General features: G+C 54.6%; 21 protein-coding genes and 1 other RNA gene. 7 read left to right on the forward strand and 15 right to left on the reverse strand.

The genetic code is table 11. The features are described from left to right. Nucleotides 1–138: 138 nt before the first annotated feature. Complete coding sequence (gene grpE, locus M0220_RS06235) at nt 139–768, reverse strand: nucleotide exchange factor GrpE (RefSeq protein WP_264018956.1); 630 nt, start codon at nt 766–768, stop codon at nt 139–141. A 200-nt stretch (nt 769–968) separates the two neighbouring features. Between grpE and recN the strand changes: the two genes are divergently transcribed. Next, nucleotides 969–2,642: a DNA repair protein RecN gene (gene recN / locus M0220_RS06240; protein ID WP_264018957.1), complete on the forward strand. Its 1,674-nt coding sequence runs from the start codon at nt 969–971 to the stop codon at nt 2,640–2,642. Between the two features lie 121 nt (nt 2,643–2,763). On the opposite strand, the gene fur is transcribed toward recN, so the two are convergent. After that, nucleotides 2,764–3,216, reverse strand: a complete 453-nt coding sequence (gene fur, locus M0220_RS06245) for a ferric iron uptake transcriptional regulator (protein ID WP_030074133.1) — start codon at nt 3,214–3,216, stop codon at nt 2,764–2,766. A gap of 72 nt (nt 3,217–3,288) precedes the next feature. Here fur and M0220_RS06250 point away from each other — a divergent pair, with 72 nt between their 5' ends. Next, complete coding sequence (locus tag M0220_RS06250) at nt 3,289–3,759, forward strand: outer membrane protein assembly factor BamE (protein ID WP_035536878.1); 471 nt, start codon at nt 3,289–3,291, stop codon at nt 3,757–3,759. Between the two features lies 1 nt (nt 3,760). Here the strand turns inward: M0220_RS06250 and M0220_RS06255 are convergent, their stop codons facing one another. Both M0220_RS06255 and M0220_RS06260 read right to left on the reverse strand, forming a co-directional pair. Beyond that, nucleotides 3,761–4,072, reverse strand: coding sequence for an RnfH family protein (locus M0220_RS06255; protein ID WP_030074135.1), 312 nt, complete (start codon nt 4,070–4,072; stop codon nt 3,761–3,763). Further along, nucleotides 4,062–4,496, reverse strand: coding sequence for a type II toxin-antitoxin system RatA family toxin (locus M0220_RS06260; protein WP_030074136.1), 435 nt, complete (start codon nt 4,494–4,496; stop codon nt 4,062–4,064). The genes M0220_RS06255 and M0220_RS06260 overlap by 11 nt, the downstream gene beginning before the upstream one ends. A 126-nt stretch (nt 4,497–4,622) precedes the next feature. Here M0220_RS06260 and smpB point away from each other — a divergent pair, with 126 nt between their 5' ends. From smpB to M0220_RS06275, 3 genes are all read left to right on the forward strand, one after another. Further along, nucleotides 4,623–5,114, forward strand: coding sequence for an SsrA-binding protein SmpB (gene smpB / locus M0220_RS06265; RefSeq protein ID WP_009723766.1), 492 nt, complete (start codon nt 4,623–4,625; stop codon nt 5,112–5,114). Nucleotides 5,115–5,159: 45 nt separating this feature from the next. Continuing rightward, nucleotides 5,160–5,539: a transfer-messenger RNA gene (gene ssrA, locus M0220_RS06270) on the forward strand. A 597-nt stretch (nt 5,540–6,136) separates the two neighbouring features. Continuing rightward, entirely contained in the window at nt 6,137–6,784 is a 648-nt protein-coding gene (locus M0220_RS06275; RefSeq protein ID WP_264018958.1) for a hypothetical protein, read from the forward strand. Here the strand turns inward: M0220_RS06275 and M0220_RS06280 are convergent. From M0220_RS06280 to M0220_RS06315, 8 genes are all read right to left on the reverse strand, one after another. Further along, nucleotides 6,781–6,969: a hypothetical protein gene (locus M0220_RS06280; protein ID WP_264018959.1), complete on the reverse strand. Its 189-nt coding sequence runs from the start codon at nt 6,967–6,969 to the stop codon at nt 6,781–6,783. The genes M0220_RS06275 and M0220_RS06280 overlap by 4 nt on opposite strands. Further along, the gene (locus M0220_RS06285; RefSeq protein WP_264018960.1) at nt 6,966–7,094 is read right to left on the reverse strand and encodes a hypothetical protein; all 129 of its coding nucleotides are present in this window, start codon (nt 7,092–7,094) and stop codon (nt 6,966–6,968) included. Before M0220_RS06285 ends, M0220_RS06280 begins: the two co-directional genes overlap by 4 nt. 179 nt (nt 7,095–7,273) lie before the next feature. After that, entirely contained in the window at nt 7,274–10,078 is a 2,805-nt protein-coding gene (locus M0220_RS06290; protein WP_264018961.1) for a hypothetical protein, read from the reverse strand. Then, nucleotides 10,071–10,340: a hypothetical protein gene (locus tag M0220_RS06295; protein WP_264018962.1), complete on the reverse strand. Its 270-nt coding sequence runs from the start codon at nt 10,338–10,340 to the stop codon at nt 10,071–10,073. The genes M0220_RS06290 and M0220_RS06295 overlap by 8 nt, the downstream gene beginning before the upstream one ends. After that, nucleotides 10,337–10,528 (reverse strand): helix-turn-helix transcriptional regulator, encoded by a 192-nt coding sequence (locus M0220_RS06300; RefSeq protein ID WP_264018963.1) that lies wholly within the window; start codon nt 10,526–10,528, stop codon nt 10,337–10,339. The genes M0220_RS06295 and M0220_RS06300 overlap by 4 nt, the downstream gene beginning before the upstream one ends. A gap of 89 nt (nt 10,529–10,617) precedes the next feature. Then, complete coding sequence (locus tag M0220_RS06305) at nt 10,618–11,082, reverse strand: hypothetical protein (protein WP_264018964.1); 465 nt, start codon at nt 11,080–11,082, stop codon at nt 10,618–10,620. A gap of 2 nt (nt 11,083–11,084) precedes the next feature. Beyond that, entirely contained in the window at nt 11,085–12,374 is a 1,290-nt protein-coding gene (locus tag M0220_RS06310; protein WP_264018965.1) for a tyrosine-type recombinase/integrase, read from the reverse strand. A 269-nt stretch (nt 12,375–12,643) separates the two neighbouring features. Next, complete coding sequence (locus tag M0220_RS06315; protein ID WP_156963080.1) at nt 12,644–12,877, reverse strand: hypothetical protein; 234 nt, start codon at nt 12,875–12,877, stop codon at nt 12,644–12,646. Between the two features lie 169 nt (nt 12,878–13,046). Between M0220_RS06315 and M0220_RS06320 the strand changes: the two genes are divergently transcribed. Together M0220_RS06320 and M0220_RS06325 are read left to right on the forward strand one after the other, a co-directional pair. Then, the gene (locus M0220_RS06320; RefSeq protein WP_084180504.1) at nt 13,047–13,295 is read left to right on the forward strand and encodes a type II toxin-antitoxin system RelE/ParE family toxin; all 249 of its coding nucleotides are present in this window, start codon (nt 13,047–13,049) and stop codon (nt 13,293–13,295) included. 46 nt (nt 13,296–13,341) lie between these two features. Next, a complete protein-coding gene (locus M0220_RS06325) occupies nt 13,342–13,611 on the forward strand; it encodes a helix-turn-helix domain-containing transcriptional regulator (protein WP_232222402.1) in 270 nt (89 codons plus the stop codon). Between the two features lie 152 nt (nt 13,612–13,763). Here the strand turns inward: M0220_RS06325 and M0220_RS06330 are convergent, their stop codons facing one another. Genes M0220_RS06330 through M0220_RS06340 form a run of 3 tightly spaced genes read right to left on the reverse strand, consistent with a single transcriptional unit; the run spans nt 13,764 to nt 18,288 of the window. After that, nucleotides 13,764–16,118, reverse strand: a complete 2,355-nt coding sequence (locus tag M0220_RS06330) for an ATP-dependent DNA helicase (protein WP_264018966.1) — start codon at nt 16,116–16,118, stop codon at nt 13,764–13,766. Next, complete coding sequence (locus M0220_RS06335; RefSeq protein WP_264018967.1) at nt 16,115–17,875, reverse strand: VRR-NUC domain-containing protein; 1,761 nt, start codon at nt 17,873–17,875, stop codon at nt 16,115–16,117. Before M0220_RS06335 ends, M0220_RS06330 begins: the two co-directional genes overlap by 4 nt. Nucleotides 17,876–17,907: 32 nt before the next feature. Further along, entirely contained in the window at nt 17,908–18,288 is a 381-nt protein-coding gene (locus tag M0220_RS06340) for a hypothetical protein (RefSeq protein WP_030074141.1), read from the reverse strand. Nucleotides 18,289–18,331 lie beyond the last annotated feature (43 nt).

Genomic DNA, 18,331 nt, shown 5'->3' on the forward strand with positions numbered 1-18,331 from the left:
TGATGTTTGAAAGCTGATGTCAAAAAATCTGCTTTTTGAAACTTAAAGCGTCTGCGGGTTTTCCCGCGGGTTGCCCTTTATTTGGGGGCCGCTTGCAGCATTTCAAGGGGCTTTTTTTTGCTTTGTGTCAACCAATGATTAATTGGCTTTTTGGCTGACTACCACCATCGCTGGGCGAACTAGGCGACCGTTAAGCAAATAACCCTTCTGCATCACTTCCATGACGGTATTGGGTTCAAGCTCGGGATTCGGCACCATCGCCATCGCTTCGTGAACCTGCGGGTCAAAGGGCTCACCCTGAGGCTCAACGCTTTCCACGCCAAATTTATTCAATACGCCTAACTGCATTTTAAGGGTCATGGAAACGCCCTCACGATGAACGTCAGAGGCTCCGTCTTCCATGCTCTCTAGGGCTTTTTCCAGACTATCAACAACGGGCAATAGCTCTTTAACAAATTTCTCTAAAGCAAATTTGCGCGCTTTTTCAGCTTCTTGCTCAGCCCGGCGACGCACGTTTTGAGCTTCAGCAGCGGCACGTAGCGCTTGGTCTTTAGCTTCCGCCAAGCTCTGCTCAAGCTCTTCCACCTGAGCGGCTAGCATATCGGCTTCTGGGTTTCCTACGTCGCCCTCTAGCGCCGCGTCTTCCTCGATTAACCCTTCCAGCTCACCTTCAATCAGGCGCTCTTCAGCCGCTTGCTCGGTGACTTCTGCCTCTTGCTCTTGGCGGGCCAGCTCATCTTCTAATGGGGTTTGCGGTTCTTTTGCCATGCCTAGCTCCTGAAAAATATGCAGCGGTGGCATTAACGGCCACCTCGGTTAAGTAACGAGTATTAACCACGTATGAACGCTATATGGGGGCCATAAAAGCCATCTCAAGAGGGGCATTGAAGTGAGTTATAGACTACTGTATAAAACAACAATTATTGGATAAGTATCCAGCTTCTGTGCCGCACGCCTCAGGAGGCCTTATGCTTACGCAGCTAGCAATCCAAGATTACGCTATTGTCGACCGCCTTGAACTCGACCTAACCCGCGGCATGACGGCGATCACCGGGGAAACCGGGGCAGGCAAATCAATTTTACTCGGCGCCCTTGGCCTATGTTTAGGTGAGCGTGCCGACGCCGGCAGCGTGCGCCACGGACGTGAACGCACCGACCTTTCCGCTCGTTTTGATATTCAGCACCTGCCCGCTGCCACCGAGTGGTTGACTGCTCGTGAGCTGCCTGCTGACGAGTGCTTATTGCGCCGCGTAGTGACGGCCAGTGGTCGCTCCAAAGCGTGGATCAATGGCCACCCCGCCACCATCGCTGATCTAAAATCGCTGGGCGAGCAGCTGATCCAAATCCACGGGCAGCATGCCCATCAGGCACTTATGCGTGAAGAAACCCACCTTGCTCTGCTAGATGATTATGCAGGGCTGCGTGAGCAAAGCCAGCTGCTGGCTGAAACGTTCCGCGAATGGCGCAGCGCCCGTCGTCGATTAAAAAAACTCAGCGAAGAAGGCAGCGAAGTTGAAGCAAAACGCCAGTTGTTACGCTACCAAGTAGAAGAGCTCGATCAACTTGGATTGGCAGAAGGTGAGCTACAAACACTCGAAGAAGAACAGCATACCCTTGCCCATGCGGAAGAGACACTACGTGAAACCCAGTTTGCCGCCGACTGCTGCGCGAGCGACGAAGGCGGTGCTCTGTCGCTGTTAAACCAAGCTTATGCCCATTTAAGCGCGCTACCCGGCAGTGATAAAGGCACGCTGGCCAACACCTTGGCGATGCTTAGCGATGCGCGCATTCAAGTAGAAGAAGCTTCCAGCGAACTTAATCGTCTTGCCAGCACTACCGAGCTAGACCCAGAGCGCTTAGCTTGGGTAGAAGAGCGTCTGGGCGACGTTCATCGCATTGCGCGCAAGCACCACGTGGCCCCAGAAGAGATTTGCGCACTGCACACCAGGCTCAGCCAAGAAGTTGCTCAGTTGGAAGCCAGTGACGACGACTTAGAATCACTAAGTAACCACGTCGCCGAGTGCCGCGAGCGCTACCGTAAAGATGCTAAGCAGATGAGCGAAGTGCGTCAAAAAGCCGCTGCGTGCTTAAGCAAAGAAGTGCAGCAGCAGCTGGCTTTCCTGGCCATGGGTAAAGCACGTTTTGAGGTAGCAGTCACTCCGCGTGAAACACCAACGCCAGAAGGCCTCGATCACGTTCAGTTCCTGATCAGCGCTAACCCCGGCCAGCCTGCTAGACCGCTCACTAAAGTTGCTTCGGGCGGTGAGCTATCGCGTATCAGCCTTGCCATACAAGTTGTTGCCGCCTCGCACTCCACCATTCCCAGTCTAGTATTCGATGAAGTAGACGTGGGTATCTCAGGAGCAACGGCCGAAATTGTGGGGCAACTGCTACGCAAGCTCGGCGAAAACGGTCAAGTAATGACAGTCACACACCTGCCTCAGGTAGCCGCACAGGCGCATCAACACCTACATATCGAAAAACGCGCCAATCGGGATAGTACGCTGACCCAGATGGCCCTACTGGACGAGCGTGGACGGGTTAGTGAACTCGCCCGCATGTTGGGTGGCGTAACTCTCTCGGACCAAACACTCGCTCACGCTAGAGAAATGCTACACGCTAGCCAGCGACCACCGCATTAAGCTTTTTTTAAACGCTAGGTTTTAAACGCTAGGCGTAAAAATAAAGCGACCAAGCATAAAAACGCCCCCAGGGCGCGAATGAAATATCACTCGCACCCTGAGGGCGCTTTATTTAACACGACTATTTCCTATTTGTAGGGCCACTGTCCTGTCGCGTTACGTCCGACCCACGGGGGCGTACATAAAGCACCAGTGCATGGTCCACAAGTTCGTAGCCGTGCTCTTCAGCAATCTCTTGCTGACGACGCTCGATGATTTCATCGACAAACTCAATGATTTCACCGCTCTCTAAACACACCATATGGTCGTGGTGGTCTTCTTGAGTCATCTCGAACACCGCATGGCCACCATCAAAATTATGACGGATCACCAAGCCCGCTGATTCAAACTGAGTCAGCACGCGGTACACGGTAGCCAAGCCAACATCCTCGCCCGCATCAATCAGTGTTTTATACACTTCTTCTGCGCTAAGGTGGTGTTGACCCGAAGCATTTTCGAGAATCTGCAGGATCTTGACGCGCGGCAGGGTCACTTTCAGCCCGGCTTTGCGCAGTTCATGGTTCTGATCGGCCATGGTTGCTCTTCGCAGTAACAGGTTAGGTCGGGTATGATCGACCGAAACCACGATAGTGAAGAACAGGCTCAAATGCAAAAATTGACTCGTATCATTACTCTTTCCGTTGCCCTAACCGTTGTTAGTGGCTGCAGTTACGTTGGCGTATACAAGCGTGACATCCCCCAAGGCAACTTGGTGACCCAAGAGATGGTCGGCCAGTTACAACCAGGGATGACGCAAGAACAAGTCACTTATGTGATGGGGCGTCCGCTGCTGGAAGCGCCGTTTGATACCCGCGAATGGGATTACGTTTACCGCCTTGATAAAGCGTACGCAGGCGTCGAGCAGAGACGTGTGACTCTCACGTTCGATGATATGGGGCGTTTAGTAAACGTTGAACAACAGGGTGATTTCTCGGGTGATCTACCGATCAGCACGGATACCAGTGTAGGCCCCGCAACAGAAACAGCTGACCCAATCTCAGGCATCAACACGCCTAGCCAGCGAGCACCGACGCCAGAAAGTGCCCCAGAGCCTCAGCCGGTGATGTCTTCAGACTAAATCACTTGCCTCCGGCTTGACGCTTTGCCCGCTCCAGGCGGGCAGCTTTGGGGTCTATTTCTAACGAGCGATATACTTCAACCCGGTCGCCTGGACGCAGCGTCTGTTTTTCAGGCTGACGCAGCGCCTTGCCAAAAATTCCTAGCGGTGCTTGTTCAAAGGTGTCGCTGGGAATATCGGGGAACAAGCTTGGTAGGTCTGCCATTACTACCGCTTGGCGCGCAGTCGTTCCTCGACGCACCTGTAAGGCCACCAGGCGCTGTTTGTGCGGCAAGGCAAAGGCTACCTCTACCGCGAACGTATCAACGGCCATAGCGCTCGTCAGCCCGCTTAGTGAAGGCATCTACAAGCTGCCCCGCTATTTGTTGGAATAACTTGCCAAACGCCATGCTAAGCAAACGGTTGGCAAACACAAATTCCATTTCCAAGCTGACTTTACAGGCATCCTCTCCCATCGGGATAAACAGCCAACGCCCTTTAAGCTGCTTGAACGGCCCTTTTACTAATGACAGCTCAATCCGTTCAGGGGCATATAAATCATTTCGAGTCGTGATAGTTTGTTCCACACCCGCACGACCAAGGGTCATTTCACCGATTAGGTGCGTCTCGTCATGCTCTAGCAGGCGCGCACGGCGGCACCCCGGCAGGAACTCGGGATAGCGTTCGAAGTCATTAACCAGATCGAACATTTGTTGGGGGGTGTGCCGCACCAAGGCGGTACGATTAACGGTTGGCATTGACCTCTCCGCTGACTTCACAGTGCCCAAAGCGTATCATGGGAAACATTTTTGTAGACCTTAAATGGTATCACGCCTCCCCGCATAACGAAGGGGGTGCTACTGACAGATCAACGATGAGGTTCCATGGCCACTAAGAAAGGTAACAGTAAGGGCCCTAGCAGCAGCGTTATTGCCCAAAACAAGAAGGCTCGGTTTGAGTACCATATCAACGAAACCTTAGAAGCAGGTTTGGTACTCGCAGGCTGGGAAGTTAAAAGCCTTCGTGCTGGTAAAGCACAGCTTACCGACACTTATATTTTGGTACGCAACGGCGAGGCTTTTTTACTAGGCAGCCATATCATGCCGCTAAACACAGCAAGCACCCATGAGATTGCTGACCCGACACGCACACGTAAGTTGCTTTTGCACCGCAAGGAAATCGCCAAAATTTTCTCGGTGACTCAAGACAAAGGACACACCTGCGTGCCGCTCAAGCTCTATTGGAAACGCAATAAAGTGAAATGTGAGCTGGCGTTGGTGACCGGCAAACAGCTGCATGACAAGCGCGCCACCGAAAAAGATCGCGACTGGAGCCGTCAAAAAGGTCGAATAATGCGGGAACATAACAAGGCATAACTGGTCAATTAGCTGTGAGCACGTTAGAATGCTCACCTGTAATTAGGGGGCGACATGGTTTCGACGCCGGTGACAACCCTTGCGGTGCATGCCGAGAGCGTGATGTATCTCGTAAATCCCACATCACGAAAAATAGTCGCAAATGACGAAAACTACGCTCAAGGCGCGCTAGCAGCTTAAACACTGTTAGCTTCTTGTCTGGCCCAAAGGTGATGTGCCTATTCATCACCGATGGGATATGAGCTAAAGCTGATAGGACCGCGGTTGATGGTGTCTTCTCATCAATCGTTAAACTTTAGAAGGCTCGCGTGGCTGAATCCTGATCGTCGGAGTCAGTCGCGTTAAAGCAAATGACGAAATCTAAGCATGTAGAGCCAATAGGCGAGTGCTGGCGGACGCGGGTTCAATTCCCGCCGCCTCCACCACCTTATCAAGCAAATCAAGCACCTACGGGTGCTTTTTTTGTTTATTAGCCATCCTATTAGCCATCCCCCAAAGCCATACCAAAGCCATGTTTTACCTTCGCTGGTAAGGCGGCTGGCGCTTGCCTATCCAAAACCAAAACCGATTTACCCACCATGCTGGCGCTTTTCAATTCGGTGTATGGGACGCCGGTTCAAATCCAGGCTTGGGAATTGAACAGGGAAACTAAAGGCAACACATCAGCAGCCTATCCTCCGCACATCAGCCGCCTACTAGCGCCAGCCAGACAAACGAAAGCAGCGCCATCATGGGCGCTGTAAATCCTTAGTAAAACCTTAGGGTAGGGGCAAGGCTTGGGCGCGCTCAGGGCGTTATCGTATGAAGTCTATTTCGCTCTATTGTAGATGGGCGGGCTTGCGCGCGTACTGCTCTGAAAACCATCATAGCGCCTGTTGTTATCGTGGTTATCAGGTATCGCGCGCGTTATGCGTCAGGAAAACATCACTCCCTTTTTATGGGGTGTGAAAAACATCAGAATGGCTGAGCAAGTCACGTAGTGCTAAGTTGTTACTCTCATTTTTCTTTGAGTGGGGTGGCATATGCAAAAAAGCACATTAGCAAAATCAGTAGCAGCTTTATCCTTCCTCTTTTTATACGGGTGTTCTTCCTCTTCTCTCACTGCACCCAGCGTCAGATGGGTAGCGGATTTCCAAACCGATGAATTTACTGACGAATCAACGTGTCGCGTGACGGTAGGATCAAAATATACATCTTCAAGCGTGTACACCTATACTGGCTCCTTATATCCGTTTGTCGAGAAAAAGGAAGGGGAAATAAGAGTAGGCGTTATGAGTGGCGGCGGTTTAAAAATACCTGTCGGTGAAGTTCAGCTACGTATTGACCAAAACCCGGCCTGGACGATTTCAGTAGATGAAACACCAGCGGATCTTGTACCAAATGCTTCTGCCCAGGGATCTCTTGCTAGCATGTCTCAGCACCTTACCTCAGAACAGCAGCAAGCTTTGGAGCAAACTTACAGCGCCACAATGGCGTATACGTCTAAATCGCTATCGCCCTATACTGCCACCACAGGGCAAAAGGCTGACGAAATTCTCAACCAAATGCTTACAGGCCAAAAGTTAATCTATCGTTCTGTTGGTTTTAACCAACAAGGCTCCAACGTGGGCGAATACCTCTTAGATGAATCGTTTACAGAATCTCTAAGGCAATGCGGCATACATATCTAGTGCTCTGGCTGTTTTAGACAGCGGGTTATCTCGCGTTCAATCGCGCGTCTCATGAACTCGGCACGGTTGCGGTGGGTGTGCTGGCGGCCCTGCTTCATCAGGCTGTCGATACTGGCCACGGTTTCAGCTTCCACGGAAACGATAAGGCGAACGGGACGGTTGAAGCGGCGCGGGTTATGGCTCATGTTTCGGCCTCCTTTGCTGGCAGTGGATCCACGTCAAACGGTGGTGGGTCGTCTAGGTCTATGGTTGGTGGTGTGAAGTCCAACGGCGGCAAGGTTAGGTCTAGCGGCTCGGGTGTGAAGTTCATGACGTTGGCTCCTTTTTATAGTCGGGAAATTCCGCCTTATGGTGGGTTTGGTTGCTCTGGTTGGTTAGATTTCCCCTGTTTCGCTATGGGTATCTATAAAGATTCTGGTATGCCTATTTCATGACGGTAGAAAACAGACTCACCAGACCAACCAAAGCAACCATTTTAGTCAGTGGATGTTAGACGCTCTCAATTACCCACGCGGCAATGCCTCCCCGGCCATTGCGACGCCGCAAGCGCCTACCGTTTACCACACGGTCAGCCCGGAACTTGAGCACGTTCCCCACGGCGCGGGTCGTTAGATGCCTTGCGGTTTTGAACTCCGTTACGGTTTCCGCTAGCGCCTGCTCAGCATCAGGCAAGGCGAAGTCTTTTAGCTGGGGGTCGTGGTAGTTGTCGTGGATCTTCTTCACCTCCTTGGCGGTAAAGGGGTCGCTGCCAAACACATCAGACAGCGAGCACAGCAGCGCGTCTAACTGTTCCTGCTCAGGGTCAGCCGCTTGGGCAGCGTCTACCGCTTCCATCGGGTCGGCATACTCTCCCAGCAGGTCAAAATGACGGGCTACCCATGCCACCGGCTGCCTTACCATCAAGTCCCATGCTTCAAAGCTCGCCATGTTTCCCGGTGCTGGCGCATCACCAGACGCCAGCCAGCCACGAATCATGGTTAGGGCATCGGCTACCATGCGCTGGCGGTGTTGTTGGCAATAAGCCTCAGGATCCATTTCAAATTGACGGGCAAAGGGCCTATCCGTTTCGGGGTCTATCCGGCACTTGAGAACGCGGCGCGGTAAATCCCCGGCCAACGTCAGGTTGTTACCCGTCAGCAGCCACAGCGCCTTATTAGGCACGTTGGCATGGCCGGTTCTGCCTAGTATGCGGTCGCTGTAATGCTGGGAAGTCAAAGCGCCAGCCAGCGCGGCGCTATCGAATACACCAATGACGTTATCCCATATCACCGCACGGGTGCCGGTCATCAGTATGGTCATAATACGCTTGCGGATTTCTTCATCATCGCGGGCATGGGTATGCGGCCATATCGTAGGCACCTCTCCCAGCGCCAGCACAGCCACGCACTTGGCCAGCAGGGTTTTACCGCTGCCTTGGGTGGGCGCATCAAAGCCAACGGCGGGCGCGGTGGGCAGAACAGGGCGTATAGCGGCTGTCAGCAACGCAGCAAGCAAAACGCCCTTATCCACGGGGCCTACTAGCGGGAAGTCGGCAAACGGCAGCATCAGGCGTTCTAGCGCTGTTTCGACCTGCTCCCTGGTCGGGTGCATGGGCACCGGGTGGATGTCGTCGCCTTCCGCTTCCAGTAGCAAGCCGGTAGCTTCATCATAGCCGGGACGGTTCAGCAGCGAGCCATCAAGGCGCAAAGTAGGCGCGGTGATAATGGCGTTAAGCGACTTCAATGCGCGGCGTTCCCCCAGGGATAGCAGGGCCTTGGCTACGCTTACCGGGGGATCCTCTAGCACCTCTACATGATTACCGTTATTCAACTTATGCCAGCGCCAGAATTGCGTAGCACCACCAAGCCAATGCTTCAGGGCGTGTTCATCCAGCGGGTAAACGCGGCCATCCGTTGCAGTCACCAGCGGCCCGCCAAAATCAAACACATCAGGGGCACGGCGCATAATGCCAAGCACCTGCTCCACCGCTTCCACAGTACGCCCTTTGACCAACTCCACGCGCGCGGGCGGCCTGCTCAGCTTGTACGTTTTGCCACCATGAGCGAACGAATACAGACGCGGGCGGGTACCCATCAGGTACAGCTTGCCCACCGTCTTACCGCCTTGGTATTCCGGTTCGATGGGGTCAAGTGTCAGGCAGTTGTGGTAACGGTCGGGATTATCCAGCACATCCCCAACGGTTAGCGCTTGCTGGCTGCCGTTATCAGCCACCAGCATGATGGGAAAGTCCCCGGCCAATACTCCATGGCTCAGGGCACGTTTCACGGTTTCCCGGCTCTGCTCTAGGCTTTCGTCACTGGCGTCACTGCCTGCCATTTCGCTGGCGCGGGTTTCGATATAGTCCGCTTGTACAATATCGGCTTCAGACTTGGCGGCAAGCATGGCTGCCACACGGTTCTTTTCGGCAGCGGCCAAGGTAGTGGGATCCGGGTCGGGGATTACCGCTTGGGTATCCAGCACAGACACACCACCACCAACGGGCACCGGCTCGCCTCGCTGTTGTGCTAGCGGCGGGACACATTCAGCACCGGCGGCAAAGTCCAGCCGATTGGCTTGGTAAACGCTGGCATCCAGCAGGGTACGCTTCAACCGTTGGCCAGCAGCGCCAACTTCTACCCAGCCATGGCCAGCGGCCCAAAGGTAGGTTTGCAGCGCCTTACCGGCCCGCTCAATATCACGGGCATCCAGCGCCACCCAGTACAGCCGTTGACCACGCAGCCCGGTTAAATCATCGCCGGTTTCCGTGTTCACAATATGGCTAGACGATGAAGGCCACCACAGCGCGGCAACGTCAGCCAATGCGGGCACGGCTTCATGAAGGCAAGCCAGCAGGTCATCACGGGAAAGCGTGTTCGCACCAGCGCCGGGGTCATAATCGGCCATCATGACACCAGCGCCAGCAGGCCATGAAAAGTGCTCCTTACTACGGGGAATCGGGTCATCAGGACGGCCCGCTTCCAGCCAGCGGCGCTTAGATACCAGCCCGGTATTCATGCGCTCAGGGCGGCCATAGGCCAGTGCTTGATTAGTCTTGAGCGATTGCAGCAAACGGGCAAAGGTCGCCAGACTATCCACGCTTTCAACGGCGGCGCTGCCTTGCGACATATCTCCGCCGGAATCCTTCAGCAATTCACCGTCATCAGCCAGCCGGTAACGCTTGGTTAAGCGCTCTGGTTTCGTTGACGTGATAATGGTCAGGGCGGCGGTAACGGTGCTATTCTTTTCTTGTGAAGTATTACCTTGAGCCTCGCCAGTGGTTGCAGCCACAGCGGGGCTATTTTCTGTGTTAGTCATCAAGGCTGCCTCCCTGTTCAATCACAAACGCCATCAACTTGGCGCGTTCCTCTCGGGTGGGCATATAGCGGCCATACCATGACGGTTCCCCGTCTTTTGTCGTGAACGGTACGCGGTCACAATCAAGGTCAATTTCCAGCTTGCGGCGCAACACTCCAATAAAGTGGGGGCCATTACTGGCTGGCGCTATGCGGTCAGCCTGTTTACGGGTTACGGGGCCTTTAGCCAAGGCGGCGGCTAGTCGAATTAAGCGGCGGCTCATAATGCCACCTCCCCGCGCTTGGCTTCCCATGCTTCAAGGTCAGATAAGCGCCAGCGGGTACAGTTAGGGCCAAGGCGATGGGGTTTCGGGAAGTCAGGGCGTTCACGCGCCCAACGCCATACGGTGGGCACTGATACCGCTAGGCGGGTAGCGGCTTGGCGAACGGTCAGGTAAGTGTAGGGGGTCATGCTTCACCTCATATCGTGTGGGTACGAGGTGAATTGTTGCGGTTAATAGCTGGAGCATCACTGAAGGGTTAAGCGCTATAACCCTTCATCTAGCGCCAGTACTCTTTTTCTCTATCTGGGCTCAGGGCCTTTCGTAAAGTGCGGCTAGTTACGTTGAAACGTTCTGCAACAAACTCTATTGCCACCTCACGAGGACTACTATTTTTTGTTTTAATGACTTTTGCCTCATCCATCAGCCACTGGAAGTCCTCATGACTTGGTGGAAGTGGCAATAGGCATGTACTGGTCATTAGCTCATCGCTACTTCCCGTTAACAAATACTCTTCGACGGCATCAAGCGCTCTGATTATCTTACATATGTCGCGCCTTTTAATCTCCGGACTAGGGCCAGACCTAGCAAATTTTCGCTTTCCTTCCAACAGATCCGCTACAAAGGGTTGCGCCTCATGCGGCATAGGCCAGCCGCTTCGTAGTAGGTCTATTAGCTCATCTTTGCTCGACTCGCCACGCCTTACACGGTGCGCAAATTCATACCAAGGGTTTCCTACATCCATCTTTACGCCTCCCTACGAATAGCGGTTACGCTAGCGCCAGCCTTGGCCGGTTCTGCACAGTAGTCAGCCCATGCAGTCATCAGTTTGGTACGCTGGGGCAGCAATTCATCACGGGCATAGGCGGCGCGGGTGGCGTCGCTGTTGACGTGGGCAAGCGCCAATTCACTGACTTCATCGGGATAGCTTGAACGGTTGCGCGCCCAATCCTTGAACGCACTGCGGAAACCATGGGGCACCACCGGTCGGCCATCGATGGGATCCGTGTATTGTTCGCCGCCTTCCTTCTCTTTGGTGGCGTTCATCCGCTTCACGGTGGCCAATATGGTCACATCGCTAATTTTGCCACCACGCACCGCCGGGAATACCAACGGCTGGCCTTGCATACGGGGCAGCGCTTCCAGCAGGGTAACGGCGGCGGGTGATAGCGGTATCCGGTGGGGCTTACCTGCTTTCATACGCTCAGCCGGTATAGTCCACACTTTAGCGCTTAGGTCGATTTCACCCCAGGTAGCGCCGCGTATCTCACCAGACCGGGCGGCGGTTAAAATGGCGAACTCTAGCGCACGTGCACCCATGCCTTCACGGGTGCGCAAGTCTTGCAGAAACTCGGGGACGCGCTGCCAGGGCAAGGCTGGAAAGTGTCGCTTGCCCTTGCCTACTTTGGCGGGTTTAGCTAGCACTGCATCAAGGTTGCCTTGCCAGCGAGCGGGGTTATCGCCGCTACGGTAGCCACGCACAGCAGCCCATGCCAATACGCCCTCAATACGCTGGCGAACGCGGGTCGCTGTTTCCGTTTTGGTTTCCCATATCGGTTCTAGCGCTTTCAGGACGTGGGGCAGCTCCACATCACCCACCGGCACTTCCCCAATATGGATAAAGGCGTAACGCTTTAGCGAGCCAATCCAGTCTTTCCGGTGCTTAGCGTTTCGGAACTCTTTTTCTTTGGTGGCGTGATACTGCTCAGCCGCTTCACGAAAGGTCAACCGTTTGGCTTGGGCGGCAATGTGGGCGGCGCGGGCGGCTTGGCGCTCTGCTACCGGGTCGATACCTTGCGCCAGCTTGTCGCGTAACTCTCGGGCCTTGTTGCGGGCGTCACCAAGGGGAACGGCGGGGAAGCTCCCCAGACCAAAGCCACGGCGGCGCTGGCCTACCATCACGCGCAATACCCACGAACGCCCACCACCGGGGCTAACTTGTAACAGCAGGCCGGGGACACCGCCAACGGGGTGGAAACCGGGGCGGTCTATCCGCCTCACTTCGGCCGCGCTTAACTCTTTCGCTACCTTTGGCATCGCCTCTGCTCCTATGCGCCATCCCATTAGCCAACCTATTAGCCATAAAGAATAGCATAGGGTGATATTAGACGATACAGGATAAGATAAGCAAAGCTAGTAAACACAAGGCTTTCAGTGGGTTATGGCTTCATCATAGCATGGCGTGATACCGCCCACAGGGGGACGCCGCCTCCACCAGACACCCCTACAAATCAAGCACCTACGGGTGCTTTTTTTGTTTCCCCCTCCAAAATACCAACCAAAGCAACCATTTTAGGCAGTAGATGTTAGACGTTTTCAATTACCCACGCGGCAATGCCTCCCCGACCATTACGGCGGCGCAAGCGCTTACCGTTGGCCACGCGGTCAGCCCGGAACTTGAGCACGTTACCCACGGCACGGGGAGTTAGCTGACTTACTGTCTTGAACTCGCTTATAGTTTCCGCCAATGCTTGCTCAGCAACCGGCAAGGCGAAGTCTTTTAGCTGGGGGTCGTGGTAGTTGTCGTGGATCTTCTTCACCTCCTTAGCTTTGAACGAGTCGCTACCAAACACATCAGCCAGCGAGCACAGCAGCGCGTCTAACTGTTCCTGTTAAGGGTCAGCCGCTTGGGCAGCGTCTACCGCTTCCATCGGGTCTGCATAAATAGGATTCCAGGCTTGGTTGAACGGCGTGAAGGCTAAAGACCGAATGGCTGCCATGCGGGTGCTGACACGTCTTAACAGGCTAGCCACAGGTAATGCAGGCGACGCCAAGACAGTGGGTGACGGCGTAATGGAGCTGCGAATTGATTACGGGCCGGGCTACCGCGTCTATTACGCTAAGGTAGGCCGCCGTATGGTGATGTTATTAGTCGGTGGTACCAAGAAACGCCAGCAAGCCGATATAGATCAAGCCAAAGCGTTTTTAAATGACCACCGAAGGAGAGCACAGACATGAAAAGCCACGATGCTGCTGTTGTCGAGATGCTGCGCGATGCCCCCATATGGCGCTGGACTATTTGCGCAACGCCTTCGATGAACTGGACGAAGAAGGCGGCGAGTCTGCCTTTCTCATGGCGCTACGCCATGTAGTTGAAGCACAAGGTGGTGTGGCTGCTATTGCAGAACGTGCCAAGGTGTCACGCGAAAGCTTGTACCGGGCACTATCCCCAAAAGGCAACCCAACGTTACGAACGATGACCGCCGTTATTAAAGCGACAGGTATTCACTTTCACGACCTGACGCACCATAGCCATGAGCCAATAGCGGGATAAAGAGCATCCAAGCATAGAGAAACGTTTTCCTCAGTGCTGTGCCTGGGTTCAAAGCATGGGCTAGTAAGCTAGCACCCTAGAAAAGGGGGCATAATTGGGGGCATCTTTCAAAACAACCCAGCAAAAAAGCGCTTCCGGGCGCTTTTTTGTTGTCAGGAGTTTTCACCCAATACCTTGACACGCCCCCACCAGCGCGGCAGCAATGCGCGCACCCTGGCCTGGGCGAAGCGGTCGTCCATTAATATCACAGTCCCTTCATCCTCAGGGCCGCGAATCACCCTTCCGGCGGCTTGCACCACTTTGATCATACCGGGTATGCGGTAGGTGTAATCATCACCCTGGCCAAAGCGGGCATTCAGACGCGCTTTCAGCGCTTCGTTGAAGTCGTTAAACGGCGGTAGGCCTAAGGTGGCAATAAACGCCCCAATCAAGCGCTCGCCTGGAAGATCAATGCCTTCAGCAAAAGCCCCACCTAGCACAGCAAAGCCGATTCCCTTACCTTCAGGAGTAAAACGCGCCAGAAAGGCATCACGCTCGGCTTCCTGCATTCCACGGGTTTGAGCGAATACCGACACGGTGGGATGCGCGAGCTGAAACTGCGCCATCACCTTTTCTAGGTAAGCAAAGCTACTAAAAAACGCCAGGTAGTGGCCGGGTTGACGCTGGTATTGATCGGACAAAGCTTCGACAATAGGCGTTACAGAGACCTCTCGGTGATGATAGCGAGTGGAAATATCGGCTCGAATACGCACTTCCAACTGGCAGGCGGAAAAAGGTGAGGCTACTTCACGCCACACGCTGCTTTGTGGCAACCCTAGTAAATCGCGGTAGTAATGAAACGGGCTAAGCGTGGCTGAAAACAGCACAGCGCTGTGGGCAGCCTTAAAGCGCGCCGCGAGAAAATCCGCCGGAATAACATTGCGCAGCCCAAGCACCGCATCGCCACGGCCATAAATAGCAAGGTCGCACAGTGAGTGATCATCGAACCGCTCCGCCAACCGGCAGAAGCCTAACGCTTCAAACAGTAGCTCTTGAAGCTCAACACTTGCGGCGTCAGGGTGCTCAACCAAATAATCAGTGATCGCGCCAGCCAATGTTTGAAGCGAGCCCACCAGCTTGCTGGGCAACGTATCAAGGAGATGGTAGCGCTGTGACGCGGCTGCATAGCTGGTCACTTCCTTCGTGAGCGCCTGCCACTGCCTGCCGACCCTTGCTAACGGTTTAGCCAGTGCAGGAGGTGAACGTCGACGCAAGCGGCTCAAGCGTTGCTGGGAAAGCTCGGCACTGTACATCCCCCGTGCTCTTTCAACCATGTTGTGTGCTTCATCTACTAACAAACCAACTCGCCAGTCGTTAGCTTGGGCCAAGCCATGCAGCAGCGCATGGCTATCAAACCAGTGATTCACATCGCCAACTACTACGTCGGCCCAACGAGCTAGCTCTTGGCCTAGATAATATGGGCACACACTGTGGGCAAGCGCCACCTCACGCAGTCCGTCACGATCTAGCCAGCAACGTGCCACCGCGGCTTGGCGAGCGGCAGGCAAGCGGTCATAAAAACCCGCCGCTAACGGACAAGCATCGCCTTGGCAAGCGGCGCCAAGGTATTCGCAGGCTTTTTGTCTCGCTACCAGCTCCAACACACGTAGCGGCGATGCGAGTGCAGACGGTGAGAGGGAAGATGAAATAGGGGGTGTTGAAGTAGAGGGTAATGAAGTAGGCGGTGATGAACTGGGGGCAGAGAGACGCGCCAGCGCATCCAGCGCTAAGCGGCGGCCTGGGGTTTTCATGGTTAGAAAGGCCACCTTATCCAACTGCTGACGAGGCATTGCTGAGAGCATCGGAAATAGCGTGCCAAGAGTTTTGCCAATACCGGTTGGCGCTTGAGCCAATAGGCACCGACCAGTACTGGCTGCTTTATAGACATCTTCCGCTAGCGGACGCTGCCCAGGGCGAAAATCAGGATAGGGAAACGTCAGCGTCGCCAGCCACTCATCGCGGCGCAGGCGATGGGTATACTCCTGCTCCGCCCAAACCAAAAAGCGCTGGCATTGATCGGTAAAAAACGCCTGCAACTCAGTTGAGCTAGCCTCTTGGGTAAGCAGCGTTTCCTGACCGCTGGTAATCTCCAGATAAACTAACGCCAGCGTGACCCGTTCAAGGCGTTGCTCAGCGCACAGCAGCGCGCCGTATACCTTCACCTGTGCCCAGTGCAACGCGCGCTGGTTGGCGGCCATACGGTCTAAATTGCCACGATAGGTTTTGACCTCTTCCAAACGGTTCGCGTTGGGATCAAAGCCGTCAGCGCGGCCCGCCACGCGAAGCCCCTGATACTCACCAGAAAGCGGCAGTTCAGCCAGGTAATCTTCGCCCCGGCGGCTAGCCACTAGCCTATGCCCTTCGATGCCTTCTTGGGCGCTGGGTGCTGGCGTGAATCGATGATCAAGGTCGCCCTCCCGCGCGGTGAAATCGCACAGCGTACGCACCGCTATCCGATAACGGCTCATTCGGCGTCTTCTTGTTTAGATTTTTTTTGTTTAGATTCTTCTTTTTTAATTTCTTCTGGCTCGGGTGCTGGCTGCCAACGCACATGGCATACCTCAACGGGCATGCTGTGGCGGCAAAAGAAATCAATCCAACGGCGTTGGTTATCTTGCAGGCGGTCTCCCGGCCCTTTCACTTCTATCATTTTGTAGCGCGGCTCTCTGGGCGGCGCATCCGGCATCAACTGAATCAGGTCAGGCAGTCCCGCACGGTTATGCTTAAGGTCATCTAATAGCCGCATAAAACAGGCACGCAAGTGGGCAGGCGGCAAACATTTAAGCGCGAGCGCTAAAAGTTCTTCACTAACGATTCCCCAGTGAACGAATGGCGATGCGATGCCTTGTTTAGCGTGCCACGTGCGAAGGATCGTCTCCTTATACCGACCGTCATCCAACTGGGCCAGGCAGGCGTTAATATCAGCTTGACGCTGAGGGACAAAATCCTCGCGATATAAATCCGCTGGCCCACTGTGAAACGGGTGAAAAAACGCCCCAGGGAGCGGTTTAAAAATAACCGGCCAAAACAGCAAGCCAAATAGACCCGTTAACAAACTATTTTCAACGTAATATACCGGTGCAGTAGGCGTTGCTAACGCTTCAGCAACAGCGCGCTCTACTGGCTGAGGGCCGGGCAGATGAAGCACATAGGTAAGCGCCTGGGCAGCCTGTTGCTCAGCCCTATCAGAACGCTCAACTTTTTGGCCTAACTTGCGAGCCAAGCGCGGTAACAAGCGCATAAGGGCTTGGATCTCGCCTTCATGTGGCTGTGCGTCAAGCGCGCTAATTGTAAGCTTATAAGCGTCTGAATAACGGCCTAACCGCTCTAACACGCGCAGCCTGCGAATACGCGCATCGCTGTTATTGGCATCGGCATAAAGCGTTAAGGCGAGTTCGCTGTCGCCGCCGCGTTCGGCTTCGCGACCCATAGTCAGCAGCAGCCGTGCCCGTCGCGAGGCTAGCCAGCGGTTGCTGGAGGCTGGTAGCACCTGCGTGGAAAGCGTCTGGGGCAACTCGCCGTCATCCAAGCGTTCGCGCAGGCGGTGAAGCGTTAAATAAGTAGTGACTTCTTCACGGCTTTGAAACGCGCGGGATTCCGCAGTAAGCGGTACCTGCTCAAAGCGCTGCAGGCCCAGCTCCGTTAACACGAACTCTGCCCAGTCCTGGCGCAAGTTGCCAAAAAACATCAGCCGTAAGCGGTCGCAAAACGCCATCACCGTTAGCCGCACAACCTGCGTTGTGGCTGCTGGCCACCACTGTTGAAGAGGCGCTGGCGCTTGCAGTGGTTTTTCTTCAACTGCTGCTTGAAGCGCAGCTTTCGTGCTGTTGCGCGCTAGACCTGCGTTAGCAATTTCATCTGCCAATGCTTGGCGCAATTCGCTCAGCCGCAGCAGGCGAAATAGCTCACGGCTGGTTAACTGCGGTGCGCGGTCTACCCAGCCCAGCGCAACCAGCGGTACTAGCGCCTGCTCGGTGTCACCGATTTCCGCATAAGAGAGCTTATCCAGCCGAAACAGCTCACCTTTGCGCATCACCATGCGCACCAATAGCGCCTGAGAGGCTTGAGGTAGCGTCTCAAAATGACCGATAGCATCGCGCTCGGTGGCACTTAACAGATCATGGTGGCGGGCGTTTACCCATGACACTACATAACGGAAATTCGTCAGGTAATAGAAAGGGTCATCTAGGGAGGCGGTCGCTGGTGCGACAGGGGCACTGTTCATCTATCCATTATAACAGTGCTTGCTAGAGCAGGTTAACCCACCCGATGCTGATAGAGCACGTGTAATACATCGTCATTGTCTACCGGCTCGTCAATGGCTGGTGCCTCGACGGTAGGGGTTGACGCGCCTGCGTGGACTTCGGCAGGCTGGCGACCGCCTACCAATACATACCATTCCGCTTCTGTCAGATAGTGCTGACACCAGCGGCTTAGGCCATCGGCCACGTCGTCACGAATGCGTTCACCGCTACGAAAACCATGGGCGAGATGCAGTAAATCTTGGCGGGCAGTGCGGGCACGAGCATTACCGCCGTGCACTTTGGAAAGTGGACAGCGTCGATCGTAGGCCGCATTGGTTAGTGCATTCAACCAACGCTCCAATTCGTGCGCCTGAATACCGCCATAAACTGCCACTCTGCACTCCATGCTGAACGGTGATTAAAGTTTAATGAGCTAT

Origin of the sequence: Halomonas qinghailakensis (assembly GCF_025820815.1) — a bacterium.
GTDB classification, from domain to species: Bacteria; Pseudomonadota; Gammaproteobacteria; order Pseudomonadales; family Halomonadaceae; genus Vreelandella; species Vreelandella qaidamensis.

What these genes read in the sequence shown, in the direction of transcription:
- M0220_RS06335 (WP_264018967.1), bottom strand. Translation starts at nt 17,875, where the DNA reads ATGAACAGTGCCCCTGTCGCACCAGCGACCGCCTCCCTAGATGACCCT.
- M0220_RS06330 (WP_264018966.1), bottom strand. Translation starts at nt 16,118, where the DNA reads ATGAGCCGTTATCGGATAGCGGTGCGTACGCTGTGCGATTTCACCGCG.
- M0220_RS06305 (WP_264018964.1), bottom strand. Translation starts at nt 11,082, where the DNA reads ATGGATGTAGGAAACCCTTGGTATGAATTTGCGCACCGTGTAAGGCGT.
- grpE (WP_264018956.1), bottom strand. Translation starts at nt 768, where the DNA reads ATGGCAAAAGAACCGCAAACCCCATTAGAAGATGAGCTGGCCCGCCAA.
- M0220_RS06255 (WP_030074135.1), bottom strand. Translation starts at nt 4,072, where the DNA reads ATGGCCGTTGATACGTTCGCGGTAGAGGTAGCCTTTGCCTTGCCGCAC.
- M0220_RS06300 (WP_264018963.1), bottom strand. Translation starts at nt 10,528, where the DNA reads ATGACCCCCTACACTTACCTGACCGTTCGCCAAGCCGCTACCCGCCTA.
- M0220_RS06295 (WP_264018962.1), bottom strand. Translation starts at nt 10,340, where the DNA reads ATGAGCCGCCGCTTAATTCGACTAGCCGCCGCCTTGGCTAAAGGCCCC.
- M0220_RS06325 (WP_232222402.1), top strand. Translation starts at nt 13,342, where the DNA reads ATGGCGCTGGACTATTTGCGCAACGCCTTCGATGAACTGGACGAAGAA.
- smpB (WP_009723766.1), top strand. Translation starts at nt 4,623, where the DNA reads ATGGCCACTAAGAAAGGTAACAGTAAGGGCCCTAGCAGCAGCGTTATT.
- M0220_RS06260 (WP_030074136.1), bottom strand. Translation starts at nt 4,496, where the DNA reads ATGCCAACCGTTAATCGTACCGCCTTGGTGCGGCACACCCCCCAACAA.
- M0220_RS06320 (WP_084180504.1), top strand. Translation starts at nt 13,047, where the DNA reads ATGGCTGCCATGCGGGTGCTGACACGTCTTAACAGGCTAGCCACAGGT.
- M0220_RS06290 (WP_264018961.1), bottom strand. Translation starts at nt 10,078, where the DNA reads ATGACTAACACAGAAAATAGCCCCGCTGTGGCTGCAACCACTGGCGAG.
- fur (WP_030074133.1), bottom strand. Translation starts at nt 3,216, where the DNA reads ATGGCCGATCAGAACCATGAACTGCGCAAAGCCGGGCTGAAAGTGACC.
- M0220_RS06310 (WP_264018965.1), bottom strand. Translation starts at nt 12,374, where the DNA reads ATGCCAAAGGTAGCGAAAGAGTTAAGCGCGGCCGAAGTGAGGCGGATA.
- M0220_RS06250 (WP_035536878.1), top strand. Translation starts at nt 3,289, where the DNA reads ATGCAAAAATTGACTCGTATCATTACTCTTTCCGTTGCCCTAACCGTT.
- M0220_RS06275 (WP_264018958.1), top strand. Translation starts at nt 6,137, where the DNA reads ATGCAAAAAAGCACATTAGCAAAATCAGTAGCAGCTTTATCCTTCCTC.
- M0220_RS06280 (WP_264018959.1), bottom strand. Translation starts at nt 6,969, where the DNA reads ATGAGCCATAACCCGCGCCGCTTCAACCGTCCCGTTCGCCTTATCGTT.
- M0220_RS06285 (WP_264018960.1), bottom strand. Translation starts at nt 7,094, where the DNA reads ATGAACTTCACACCCGAGCCGCTAGACCTAACCTTGCCGCCGTTGGAC.
- recN (WP_264018957.1), top strand. Translation starts at nt 969, where the DNA reads ATGCTTACGCAGCTAGCAATCCAAGATTACGCTATTGTCGACCGCCTT.